Source organism: Pseudomonas allii (assembly GCF_055380095.1).
On the sequence record NZ_AP039450.1, the window covers coordinates 989,201 to 1,001,023 of the forward strand.

Annotated in this window: 14 protein-coding genes; 8 read left to right on the forward strand and 6 right to left on the reverse strand. The window is 60.6% G+C overall.

The features are described 5' to 3' along the window. Positions 1 to 21 precede the first annotated feature (21 nt). Together ACZ445_RS04380 and tldD are read left to right on the forward strand one after the other, a co-directional pair. Positions 22 to 870 carry a carbon-nitrogen hydrolase family protein gene (locus tag ACZ445_RS04380; RefSeq protein WP_058423002.1) on the forward strand — a complete coding sequence of 283 codons (849 nt, stop codon included), beginning with the start codon at positions 22 to 24 and terminating at the stop codon, positions 868 to 870. Positions 871 to 886: 16 nt separating this feature from the next. After that, complete coding sequence (tldD, locus tag ACZ445_RS04385) at positions 887 to 2,329, forward strand: metalloprotease TldD (RefSeq protein WP_058423001.1); 1,443 nt, start codon at positions 887 to 889, stop codon at positions 2,327 to 2,329. Positions 2,330 to 2,374: 45 nt separating this feature from the next. On the opposite strand, the gene yjgA is transcribed toward tldD, so the two are convergent. After that, on the reverse strand, positions 2,375 to 2,896 hold the full coding sequence (yjgA, locus tag ACZ445_RS04390; protein WP_464704806.1) for a ribosome biogenesis factor YjgA: 522 nt from the start codon (positions 2,894 to 2,896) through the stop codon (positions 2,375 to 2,377). Positions 2,897 to 3,004: 108 nt separating this feature from the next. Between yjgA and pmbA the strand changes: the two genes are divergently transcribed. The 6 genes from pmbA to ACZ445_RS04420 all read left to right on the forward strand — a co-directional run bounded on the left by pmbA (position 3,005) and on the right by ACZ445_RS04420 (position 8,263). Then, positions 3,005 to 4,351: a metalloprotease PmbA gene (pmbA, locus tag ACZ445_RS04395; protein WP_058422999.1), complete on the forward strand. Its 1,347-nt coding sequence runs from the start codon at positions 3,005 to 3,007 to the stop codon at positions 4,349 to 4,351. Between the two features lie 152 nt (positions 4,352 to 4,503). Beyond that, positions 4,504 to 4,899, forward strand: coding sequence for a hypothetical protein (locus ACZ445_RS04400; protein ID WP_058422998.1), 396 nt, complete (start codon positions 4,504 to 4,506; stop codon positions 4,897 to 4,899). Then, positions 4,892 to 6,268, forward strand: coding sequence for a class II fumarate hydratase (locus ACZ445_RS04405; protein WP_464704807.1), 1,377 nt, complete (start codon positions 4,892 to 4,894; stop codon positions 6,266 to 6,268). Before ACZ445_RS04400 ends, ACZ445_RS04405 begins: the two co-directional genes overlap by 8 nt. A 26-nt stretch (positions 6,269 to 6,294) precedes the next feature. Continuing rightward, entirely contained in the window at positions 6,295 to 6,723 is a 429-nt protein-coding gene (locus ACZ445_RS04410; protein WP_058422996.1) for a hypothetical protein, read from the forward strand. A gap of 1 nt (position 6,724) precedes the next feature. After that, positions 6,725 to 7,336 carry a superoxide dismutase gene (locus ACZ445_RS04415; RefSeq protein ID WP_078046889.1) on the forward strand — a complete coding sequence of 204 codons (612 nt, stop codon included), beginning with the start codon at positions 6,725 to 6,727 and terminating at the stop codon, positions 7,334 to 7,336. 33 nt (positions 7,337 to 7,369) lie between these two features. After that, positions 7,370 to 8,263 (forward strand): ZIP family metal transporter, encoded by an 894-nt coding sequence (locus ACZ445_RS04420; RefSeq protein ID WP_179029187.1) that lies wholly within the window; start codon positions 7,370 to 7,372, stop codon positions 8,261 to 8,263. A gap of 40 nt (positions 8,264 to 8,303) precedes the next feature. Here the strand turns inward: ACZ445_RS04420 and ACZ445_RS04425 are convergent, their stop codons facing one another. From ACZ445_RS04425 to ACZ445_RS04445, 5 genes are all read right to left on the reverse strand, one after another. Continuing rightward, complete coding sequence (locus tag ACZ445_RS04425) at positions 8,304 to 8,576, reverse strand: HPr family phosphocarrier protein (RefSeq protein WP_058422993.1); 273 nt, start codon at positions 8,574 to 8,576, stop codon at positions 8,304 to 8,306. A 16-nt stretch (positions 8,577 to 8,592) separates the two neighbouring features. Then, positions 8,593 to 9,450, reverse strand: a complete 858-nt coding sequence (gene rapZ / locus ACZ445_RS04430; protein WP_058422992.1) for an RNase adapter RapZ — start codon at positions 9,448 to 9,450, stop codon at positions 8,593 to 8,595. Between the two features lie 2 nt (positions 9,451 to 9,452). Further along, entirely contained in the window at positions 9,453 to 9,917 is a 465-nt protein-coding gene (ptsN, locus tag ACZ445_RS04435) for a PTS IIA-like nitrogen regulatory protein PtsN (RefSeq protein WP_058422991.1), read from the reverse strand. 10 nt (positions 9,918 to 9,927) lie between these two features. Further along, positions 9,928 to 10,233: a ribosome hibernation-promoting factor, HPF/YfiA family gene (gene hpf, locus ACZ445_RS04440; protein WP_003171804.1), complete on the reverse strand. Its 306-nt coding sequence runs from the start codon at positions 10,231 to 10,233 to the stop codon at positions 9,928 to 9,930. Between the two features lie 75 nt (positions 10,234 to 10,308). Beyond that, positions 10,309 to 11,802 (reverse strand): RNA polymerase factor sigma-54, encoded by a 1,494-nt coding sequence (locus ACZ445_RS04445; RefSeq protein WP_058422990.1) that lies wholly within the window; start codon positions 11,800 to 11,802, stop codon positions 10,309 to 10,311. Between the last annotated feature and the right edge of the window lie 21 nt (positions 11,803 to 11,823).

The following is an 11,823-nucleotide window of genomic DNA, read 5'->3' on the forward strand; positions in this document are numbered from 1 at the left end:
CCCTTTGTGGAGTGTTGGCCCATGTCCTTTGCGGTAATTCAAATGGTCAGCCAGAGCGACGTGCTGGCCAACCTGGCCCAGGCCCGTCGCTTGCTGGAAGCAGCAGCTGCCGGTGGTGCGAAGCTGGCGGTGCTGCCGGAAAATTTCGCCGCCATGGGCCGTCGTGACGTGGCCGATATCGGCCGCGCCGAGGCGCTGGGCGAAGGCCCGATCCTGCCATGGTTGAAACAGACCGCTCGCGACCTCACCTTATGGATAGTGGCTGGTACTTTGCCATTGCCGCCCAAGGGCCAGCCGCACGCCAAGTCCAACGCCTGCTCGCTGCTGGTCGATGATCGCGGCGAAGTCGTTGCCCGTTACGACAAGTTGCACCTGTTCGATGTGGATGTCGCCGATGCTCGCGGTCGTTATCGCGAATCCGACGACTATGCTTTCGGGGGCAATGTGGTGGTGGCGGACACGCCGGTCGGCCGCTTGGGCCTCACGGTGTGCTACGACCTGCGCTTCCCTGAGCTTTACAGCGAGCTGCGTGCAGCGGGGGCTGAATTGATTACGGCGCCGTCGGCGTTTACGGCTGTGACCGGCGCCGCGCACTGGGACGTGCTGATCCGCGCGCGGGCCATCGAGACCCAGTGCTACCTGCTGGCGGCCGCCCAGGGGGGTGTGCATCCGGGACCACGGGAAACTTTTGGTCACGCGGCTATTGTCGACCCCTGGGGGCGCGTGCTGGCACAACAGGATCAAGGCGAAGCGGTGTTGCTGGCCGAGCGCGATAGCAGTGAACAGGCGTCGATACGGGCGCGCATGCCGGTGGTCAACCATCGGCGCTTTTTCTCGCAGGGCGCACAGCGGCCTGCTTCGGAACGATGAATTTAAGGCCATACCTATGAGCGAGTTGTTGTCCTCAGTCAGTGATCACCTCCTGGCGCCCGGTGGCGTGACCATCGAAAGCTTGCAAACCGTGCTGGGCGATCTCGCCGGGCCGGGCATCGACGCGGCCGACCTGTATTTCCAGGGCCAGATTTCCGAGTCCTGGGCACTGGAAGACGGCATCGTCAAGGAAGGCAGTTTCAACCTCGACCAGGGTGTGGGCGTGCGGGCGCAATCCGGTGAGAAAACCGGTTTTGCCTACAGCAACGCGATAACCCTGGAGGCTTTGGGCCTGGCCGCACGTGCCGCACGCTCGATTTCCCGCGCCGGGCAGAACGGCACGGTGCAGGCGTTCAGCACGCAGGACGTGACCCAGTTGTACGGGCCGGACAACCCGTTGGAAGTGATGACCCGTGCCGAGAAAGTCGACTTGCTCAAGCGTGTCGATGCCGCGACCCGTGCATTGGACCCGCGTATCCAGCAGGTCACCGTAAGCATGGCTGGCGTGTGGGAGCGCATCCTGGTGGCGTCCACCGACGGCGGCCTGGCGGCGGATGTGCGGCCGTTAGTGCGTTTCAATGTCAGCGTGATCGTCGAGCAGAACGGCCGTCGCGAGCGTGGTGGCCATGGCGGCGGCGGGCGTACCGACTACCGCTATTTCCTCACCGACGACCGTGCCATGGGCTATGCGCGTGAAGCGTTGCGCCAGGCGCTGGTGAACCTGGAAGCCATTCCGGCACCGGCGGGTACATTGCCGGTGGTGCTGGGCTCGGGCTGGTCCGGCGTGCTGCTGCACGAGGCGGTCGGCCATGGTCTGGAAGGTGATTTCAACCGCAAGGGCAGTTCGGCCTACAGCGGGCGCATGGGTGAGATGGTCGCGTCCAAGCTGTGCACCATCGTCGATGACGGCACCCTGGCCGGTCGCCGTGGCTCCTTGAGCGTCGATGACGAAGGCACGCCGACCGAGTGCACCACGCTGATCGAAAACGGCGTGCTCAAGGGCTACATGCAGGACAAGCTCAACGCCCGCCTGATGGGCGTGGCCCGCACCGGTAACGGCCGTCGCGAATCCTATGCGCACCTGCCGATGCCGCGCATGACCAACACCTACATGCTGGGTGGCGAAAGCGACCCGGCAGAAATCATCGCCTCGGTGAAACGCGGTATCTACTGCGCCAACCTCGGTGGGGGCCAGGTGGATATCACCAGCGGCAAGTTCGTGTTCTCTACCAGCGAGGCGTACCTGATCGAAGACGGCAAGATCACTGCGCCGGTCAAAGGCGCAACCTTGATCGGTAACGGTCCGGAAGCCATGAGCAAGGTGTCGATGGTCGGTAACGACCTGTCGCTGGACAGCGGCGTTGGCACATGCGGGAAAGATGGGCAGTCGGTGCCGGTGGGTGTCGGCCAGCCAACGCTGAAGATTGATGCGATCACCGTGGGTGGCACGGGGTCGTAAGCGGTGGAGCTTCGGGTGGCGAAGGCCGCCACCCGGGGAAGGGCATCAACGCAGGCCGCGTTGAGTCTCGTCCAGCTCACGGATGTACTTGAAGATTTTACGGCTGGTGGCCGGCGCCTTGTTATGCGCCAGCTCGTGCTGGGCCTGACGGATCAGGGAGCGCAGTTGCTGGCGGTCCGCGTCCGGGTAGTCCAGCACGAATTTCTCCAGCACCGCGTCATCGCCCGAGATCAGGCGGTCACGCCAACGTTCCAGATTATGGAAACGTTCGTTGTACTGGCGAGTGGAGGCATCGGTTTGATTGAGCAAAGTCAGAATGGCGTCGATGTCCTGATCGCGCATCAATTTGCCGATAAACATGATGTGCCGTTTGCGCGCGATATTCGCGGTGTGCTTGGGCGCATCGGCCAGGGCCCGGCGCATTTCGTCGGTCAAAGGCAGTTTTGCAATCAAATCTTTTTTGAGCGTTGTAAGGCGCTCGCCGAGGTCAACCAGCGCATGCAGCTCGCGTTTGACCTGGGTTTTGCTTTTCTCCCCATCGAGGGAGTCGTCGTAAGAATCAACCATGGTGGCAGTCCGCAAAGAAACGCCGCCATGATAACCAGTCGGGGGCCGCTTGTCCGGCCCGGTCGCTCGATGGCCTTAACCGAAAGCAGAATTTGAGTGGAGAAAACCATGAGTGCAGCCCAAAGCGTCGGTCCGCAAGCGTTACCGGCACTGCAGGAACAAGTCGAGCAGATCCTTGCCGAGGCCAAGCGTCAGGGGGCCAGTGCCTGTGAGGTAGCGGTGTCGCTGGAGCAGGGGCTGTCGACGTCGGTGCGCCAGCGGGAAGTGGAAACCGTTGAGTTCAATCGCGACCAGGGCTTTGGTATCACCCTGTATGTGGGGCAGCGCAAAGGTTCGGCCAGTACCTCGGCCAGTGGCCCGGAAGCGATTCGCGAGACGGTCGCGGCTGCGCTGGCGATTGCCAAGCATACGTCCGAGGATGAAAGCTCGGGCCTGGCCGACAAAGCGTTGATGGCCAAGGACTTGAAAGACTTTGATCTGTTCCATGCCTGGGACATCACACCCGAACAGGCTATCGAGCAGGCGCTGACCTGCGAAGCCGCCGCGTTTGACGCTGATGCCCGCATCAAGAACGCGGATGGCACCACGTTGAGTACTCATCAGGGCTGCCGCGTATATGGCAACAGCCATGGTTTCATCGGTGGTTATGCGTCCACTCGCCATAGCCTGAGCTGCGTGATGATCGCCGAGGCCAACGGCCAGATGCAGCGCGATTACTGGTATGACGTGAACCGCCAGGGCGATTTGCTGGCCGACCCGGTCAGCATTGGCCAGCGCGCTGCGCAGCGTGCGGCTAGCCGCCTGGGCGCGCGCCCGGTGCCAACCTGCGAGGTGCCGGTGTTGTTTTCGGCGGAGTTAGCCGGCGGCTTGTTCGGCAGTTTCCTGGGGGCGATTTCCGGCGGCAACCTGTACCGCAAGTCGTCGTTCCTTGAAGGTGCGATCGGCCAGAAGCTGTTCCCCGAATGGCTGACCATCGACGAGCGTCCGCACCTGATGCGCGCCATGGGGAGTTCGGCGTTCGACGGTGACGGCCTGGCCACATATGCCAAGCCGTTTGTCGAGAAGGGTGAGTTGGTGTCCTACGTCTTGGGTACTTACGCCGGTCGTAAATTGGGCCTGCCAAGCACCGCAAACTCCGGCGGCGTGCACAACTTGTTCGTTACCCATGGTGATGAAGACCAGGCGGCGCTGCTGCGGCGCATGGGGCGTGGCCTGCTGGTGACCGAGTTGATGGGCCATGGCCTGAATATGGTTACGGGCGACTACTCCCGTGGCGCAGCGGGTTTCTGGGTGGAAAACGGCGAGATTCAGTTCGCCGTTCAAGAGGTGACGATTGCTGGCAACATGCGCGATATGTTCAAGCAGATCGTTGCCGTCGGAAACGACTTGGAGTTGCGTAGCAATATCCGCACGGGTTCGGTGTTGATCGAGCGGATGACCGTCGCCGGCAGCTGATCCTTCAGACGCGGTTCAACAAGAAGGCGCGCCATCTTTATAGATGGCGCGTCTTTTTTTGTGGCGGCGTTTCAGGAGGATTGTCCTGCCACTCTTGTTTTGATTCTCAATATCATTTAATAATAAATATCATTACCGGATGAGTGTGGATCATGAGTTCTGTCCTGCATGAGGATCCTTACCTGGAGAGCTGGCGTTGGATGAGTCGCCAGATTCGCTGCGCCCTCGACCCCAACGAGCCGCGCCTGATCGAACACTACCTCAACGAGGGGCGATACCTGGCGTGCTGCACCGCGACCCATCCGTGGACGATCGCTGAAACCTCATTCCGTCTTTTACTCGACACGGCCAGCGATATTGCACTGCCCTGGCATTGGCGCTCCCTGTGCCTGGACCAGGCCTGGCGCCCGCTGCGCGACTTGGAAAAACTCTCCCACTGTGCCTGCCGCCTCAAGCGCTGGCAGAGCTTTGCCTGGCAATTGGCGACCTGCGAATTGCTGCCTTCCATTTCTGTTTCTGACCTGGTGCAAGGATCTTCCGATGAGTAACACCCGTATCGAACACGACAGCATGGGCGAACTGCAAGTGCCTGCCGAGGCCTTGTATGGCGCACAAACCCAGCGCGCGGTGAACAACTTCCCGATCAGCAACCAACGCATGCCGGCGCAATTCATTCGTGCCCTGATCCTGGCCAAAGCTGCGGCGGCCAAGGTCAACGTCGACCTCAAGCAAATCAGCGAAGGGCAGGGCAAGGCGATTGTCGACGCCGCCCAAGGTTTGCTGGAAGGTGATTTCATGCAGCACTTCCCGGTGGATATCTTCCAGACCGGTTCCGGCACCAGTTCCAACATGAACGCCAACGAAGTGATTGCCACCCTGGCCACCCGCTTGCTTGGCGAACCGGTCAACCCCAACGATCACGTGAACTGCGGTCAGAGCAGCAACGACATCATCCCGACCACCATTCACGTCAGTGCCGCGTTGGTCCTGCATGAGCAAACACTGCCGGCCCTGCTGCATCTGGTGCAAGTCATCGAGCAGAAGGCGCAGGAGGTCCACCCGTTCATCAAGACCGGCCGCACGCATCTGATGGACGCCATGCCGGTGCGCATGAGCCAGGTGCTCAACGGTTGGGCGCAGCAGCTCAAGGCCAATATCGGGCATTTGCAGGACGTTCTGCCGAGTTTGCAGGCGTTGGCTCAGGGCGGTACTGCGGTCGGCACCGGAATCAACGCACACGCGGAATTCGCGGTGCGTTTCAGTCAGCAGTTGAGCAGCCTGACCGGTGTGAAATTCACCCCGGGCAAGAACCTCTTCGCCCTGATTGGCTCCCAGGACACGGCCGTTGCTGTCTCCGGGCAGTTGAAAGCCACCGCCGTGTCGCTGATGAAAATCGCCAACGACCTGCGCTGGATGAACTCCGGCCCACTCGCAGGCCTGGGGGAAATCGAGCTGGAAGGCTTGCAGCCTGGTTCGTCGATCATGCCCGGCAAGGTCAACCCGGTGATCCCTGAAGCGACTGCGATGGTGGCCGCACAAGTTATCGGCAACGACACGGTCATTACGGTCGCCGGTCAGTCGGGCAACTTCGAACTGAATGTGATGCTGCCGATTATCGCCAATAACCTGCTCAGCAGCCTCGAGTTGCTGGCCAACTCCAGTCGTTTGCTGGCGGACAAGGCCATTGCCAGCTTCAAGGTCAATGAGGCCAAGCTCAAGGAAGCGCTGTCGCGCAACCCGATCCTGGTCACCGCACTCAACCCGATCATCGGTTACCAAAAGGCCGCTGAAATTGCCAAGAAAGCCTATCAGCAGGGCCGTCCGGTGATTGATGTCGCCCTTGAGCACACTGACTTGCCGCGCAGCCAACTGGAAATCCTGCTGGATCCGGAAAAGCTCACGGCCGGCGGCGTGTAATCACGACTCTGCTTTGGAGGCTCACCATGGAGCACTGGAAACGCACGATCGAACGGGCCAATCGCTGCTTTATGGCGGGTGAATTGGTTGACGCTCGCGAGGCTTACTTGCAAGCCCTGGCCCTGGCCCAAGTACTGTTCGAGCGCTGGGCGGATGCCGACGAAGCAGTGGCGGCTTGCGTCATTTCCCATCACAACCTGGCGGACCTGCACCTGCGGCTGAACCAGCCGGAAGAAAGCGCGGAATACCTCTGCGCTATCCACCAGCGTCTTTTGCAGACCATGCAGGACCCGCGCCTGAGCCCGCAGTTGCGGGAAGCGGCGCTGCGCCAGAGCAGCAAAACCTACGTCGAACTGTTGAACTTCATCAGCGATCACGGCGAATACCCTCGCACTCATCGCTTGCTGGGCAGTACTGCAGTGCAGCCCGCCACGCCCCACTACGGAGCCCATTGATATGACTTACACCCTGCCTGCCTTGCCTTATGCGTATGACGCCCTGGAACCGCATATCGATGCGCAAACCATGGAGATTCACTACACCAAGCACCACCAGACCTACATCAACAACCTCAATGCCGCCGTCGAGGGCACCGAGTTCGCGGGGTGGCCGGTCGAGAAACTGGTGTCCAGCGTGCAGCAACTGCCGGAAAAACTGCGCGCAGCGGTGATCAACCAGGGCGGCGGCCATGCCAACCACTCATTGTTCTGGGCGGTGATGTCCCCCAAAGGAGGCGGCAAGCCCGAAGGTGCGTTGGGCAAAGCCATCGACGAACAACTGGGTGGCTTCGACAGCTTCAAGGAAGCCTTCACCAAAGCCGCACTGACGCGGTTTGGCAGTGGCTGGGCCTGGTTGAGCGTCACCCCGCAAAAGACTCTGGTGGTGGAGAGCAGTGGTAACCAGGACAGCCCATTGATGAACGGCAATACCCCGATCCTCGGCCTGGACGTCTGGGAGCACGCCTACTACCTGCTGTACCAGAACCGTCGCCCGGAATACATCAACGCTTTCTACAGCGTCATTAACTGGCCGGAAGTTGCCGCCCGCTATCAGGCTGCGGTGGCCTGACATTCACCTTCATAACAAGATCTAAGGCCGACTATGGGCACTGAAACACTGGCGATCAGCAGCGGACGAATGTTTCGTTATGCGTTTGGCTCGCTGCTGCTATTGGCAGGTACTGCATTGCTGGTGGCCCACGGGCTGGCCTGGCTGAACCTGGAACCGCGCATCCTGCGCGCCCTGCAAGGCGGCTCCATTTGCGCGCTGGGTACGGCGCTGGGCGCGGTCCCGGTACTGGTGATCCGACGCATGCCGGTGGCGCTGAGCGACACATTGTTGGGTTTTGGTGCTGGGGTGATGCTGGCGGCGACGGCGTTTTCGCTGATCGTCCCGGGCATTGCCGCGGCTGAAAGCCTGGGGCTCTCGCCGTGGGGTGCCAGTGGTTTGATCAGCTTTGGCATCATGCTGGGCGCATTCGGGTTGTACCTGGTTGACCGCAAGGTCTCCGGTGCGAGCCCGGAAATGCTGATGGGGACGCCAGATAAACCGGTGATCCCGCCGCGTATCTGGCTGTTTGTGTTTGCCATCATCGCCCACAACATCCCCGAAGGCATGGCGGTAGGCGTTTCCGCCGGTGGCGGCATGCCCGATGCTGACAGCTTGGCCATGGGCATTGCGTTGCAGGACGTACCCGAAGGCTTGGTGATCGCGTTGGTGTTGGCCGGGGCGGGGATGTCGCGGGCCAAGGCGTTCCTGATCGGCGCTGCCTCAGGCCTGGTGGAGCCCGTATTTGCTGTGCTCTGCGCCTGGCTGGTCAGCCTGGCCGAAGTGTTGTTGCCTTTGGGGTTGGCCCTGGCTGCTGGCGCGATGCTGTTGGTGGTGACCCACGAAGTCATCCCCGAGTCGCGACGCAATGGTCACGAAAAACTCGCCAGCCTGGGCCTGTGCATCGGTTTTTGCTTGATGATGGTGATGGACACCGCTCTGGGGTAGGTAACGTCTACTGTAGGAGCAAGCTCGCTCCTACAGGGGGTTATTCACCTTCGTCGAAGTAATTGTTGATCAGCGCCACCAGCGCTGCCATCGCTTCGTCTTCCTGCTCGCCCTCCGTCTTCAAGTGAATCCTGGTGCCTTTGCCGGCCGCCAACATCATCATGGCCATGATGCTCTTGCCGTCGACCATGGATTCCGGTGTACGCCCGGCGCGGATCTGGCAGGGGAACTGCCCTGCTACGCCCACGAACTTGGCCGAGGCGCGGGCGTGCAAACCCAGCTTGTTGATGATTTCAATTTCCAGAGCGGGCATCGCGGGGGTGTTCCTTTCAGCTAAGGTCGCGGTGGCGGACCTGGACGTTCTTGAGGGTTTGTTGCAGCACCTGGCCCAGGCGCTCGGTCAGGTAGACGGAGCGGTGATGGCCGCCAGTGCAGCCGATGGCAATGGTGACATAGGCGCGGTTGCTTGCAGCAAAGCGTGGCAGCCATTTGAGCAAGTAGGTGGAGATATCCTGGAACATCTCCTCCACATCCGGTTGCGCCGCCAGGTAATCAGCCACGGGCTGATCCAGCCCGGACTGGTCACGCAGCTCTGGTTTCCAGTACGGGTTGGGCAGGCAGCGCACATCGAACACCAGGTCGGCGTCGACCGGCATGCCTCGCTTGAACCCAAACGACTCCACGAGGAACGCCGTACCCGGCTCTGGCTGGTTCAGCAGGCGCAGCTTGATAGCATCGCGCAACTGGTACAGGTTGAGGCTGGTGGTGTTTATCTTGAGGTCGGCGAGGTCAATGATCGGCCCCAGCAGCTTGGTTTCGTCTTCGATGGCTTCGGCCAGAGAGCGATGGGGGCTGCTTAGGGGGTGGCGCCGGCGGGTCTCGGAGAAGCGTTTGAGCAGGGTCTCTTCGTCGGCGTCCAGGTACAGCACGTCGCAATGAATGTGCTTGCCCCGCACTTCCTCAAGCAATTGCGGGAATCGCTCAAGGTGGCTGGGCAGGTTACGGGCATCAATCGAAACGGCGACCAGCGGTTGGGCCAGTTCGGTATGGATCAAGGCGCGTTCCGCCAACTCCGGCAGCAGGCCGGCGGGCAGGTTGTCGATGCAATAGAAACCGTTGTCCTCAAGAACGTTGAGGGCGGTGCTTTTACCCGAGCCGGAGCGGCCGCTGACGATGATCAAGCGCATGGTTACTGCCCGTTCTGTTCATCCAGGACAACCTGGTACAGCGCCTGATTGCTGCTGGCGCTGCGCAGTTTGTCGCGTACTTCCTTGCGGTCGAGCATGCTGGCGATCTGCCGGAGCAGTTCCAGGTGCGCATCGGTGGCGGCTTGCGGGACCAGCAGAACGAACAGCAGATCAACCGGGGCGCCGTCGATGGCGTCGAAATCGATGGGGGCTTCCAAGTGCAGCAGGGCGCTGACAGGTGTTTCGCAGCCTTTGAGGCGGCAGTGAGGAATGGCGATGCCGTTGCCAAAACCGGTGGAACCGAGTTTTTCACGGGCAATCAGCGCATCGAAGACATCCTGCATCTCCAGATCCGGCACTTCGCGCGCGATCAGGTTGGCAATTTGTTCGAGGGCTTTCTTCTTGCTGCCACCCGGCACGTTCACGAGGGAACGGCCGGGGGTCAGGATGGTTTCAAGTCGGATCATGGGGGGAGAGTTAACGACCTGTACCTTGCATCAGGTGCAGATTCTTTTCCTTATGCTTTATGAGTTGGCGGTCCAGCTTGTCGTAGAGCGAGTCGATCGCCGCGTACATGTCTTCATGTTCCGCATTGGCGACGAGCTTGGCATTCGGTACGTGCAGGGTGGCCTCGATTTTCTGCTTGAGCTTATCGACCTCCATGATGACCTGCACGTTGGTGATCTTGTCAAAATGCCCCGCAAGCTTGTTCAACTTGCTTTCGGTGTACTCACGCAGGGGCTTGGTCACTTCCAGTTGGTGTCCACTGATGTTGACTTGCATACAGCTTCTCCTTCGTTGCCAGTGCATAAAGCGGCAGGCAAAGGCGCCTGCCACTGGAACGCTGTGGCCCGCCCGTCACATCAAACGCTTACGCTCGCTGGAAGGCGCGATCCCAAGGGACTCGCGGTACTTGGCGACGGTTCGACGGGCGACCTGAATGCCTTGTGCCTCCAGTAAACCAGCGATCTTACTGTCACTCAATGGCTTTTTCTGATTTTCCGCCGCAACCAGTTTTTTGATGATCGCGCGGATCGCCGTGGACGAGCATTCGCCGCCTTCGGAGGTGCTTACGTGGCTGGAGAAAAAGTATTTCAGTTCATAAATACCCCGTGGGGTATGCATGAATTTCTGCGTGGTCACGCGTGAAATAGTCGATTCATGCATGCCCACCGCTTCGGCGATGTCATGCAGTACCAGCGGTTTCATCGCCTCGTCGCCGTATTCCAGGAAGCCGCGCTGGTGCTCGACGATCTGGGTGGCGACTTTCATCAGGGTTTCGTTGCGGCTTTGCAGGCTCTTGATGAACCAGCGGGCTTCCTGCAACTGGTTGCGCATGAAGGTGTTATCGGCGCTGGTGTCGGCGCGGCGGACGAAACCGGCGTATTGTGGGTTGACCCGCAGGCGTGGCACCGACTCCTGGTTCAACTCCACCAGCCAACGCTCGTTATCCTTGCGCACGATCACGTCGGGGACGACGTATTCGGCTTCGCTGGACTCGATTTGCGAGCCGGGGCGCGGGTTAAGGCTCTGTACCAACTCGATGACCTGGCGCAGGTCGTCTTCCTTGAGCTTCATGCGGCGCATCAACTGGCTGTAGTCGCGGCTGCCCAGCAGGTCGATGTAGTCGGTGACCAGGCGCTGGGCCTCGGAGAGCCATGGGGTCTTGGCCGGCAACTGGCGCAGTTGCAGCAGCAGGCATTCGCTGAGGGTGCGCGCGCCGATACCGGCAGGCTCGAACTGCTGGATGCGGTGCAGGACGGCTTCGATCTCGTCCAGTTCGATATCCAGTTCGGGGTCGAAGGCTTCAAGAATTTCTTCAAGCGTCTCGTCTAGATAACCCTGATTGTTGATGCAGTCGATCAGGGTTACGGCGATCAGGCGATCGGTATCCGACATCGGTGCCAGGTTCAGTTGCCACAGCAGATGGCTCTGCAGGCTCTCGCCGGCGGAGGTGCGGGTGGTGAAATCCCACTCGTCATCGTCATTGCTGGGCAGGCTGCTGGCGCTGGTCTGGTAGACATCTTCCCAGGCGGTGTCGACCGGAAGCTCGTTGGGAATGCGTTCGTTCCATTCGCCTTCCTCAAGGTTATCCACCGTGGGGGCGGTTTCCTGGTAGGAGGGTTCCTGCACGTCGGAATTGGGTTTTTGCTCGATGTTATCGGCCAGCGGGTCTGCATTATCGAAGTCGTCGCCTTCTTCCTGGCGTTCGAGCATCGGATTGGACTCCAGGGCCTCCTGGATTTCCTGTTGCAGGTCCAGGGTCGACAATTGGAGCAGGCGGATGGCCTGTTGCAGCTGCGGTGTCATCGTCAGCTGCTGGCCCATTCTCAGGACTAGCGATGGTTTCATGGCAGGGGCTTAACACCTTAT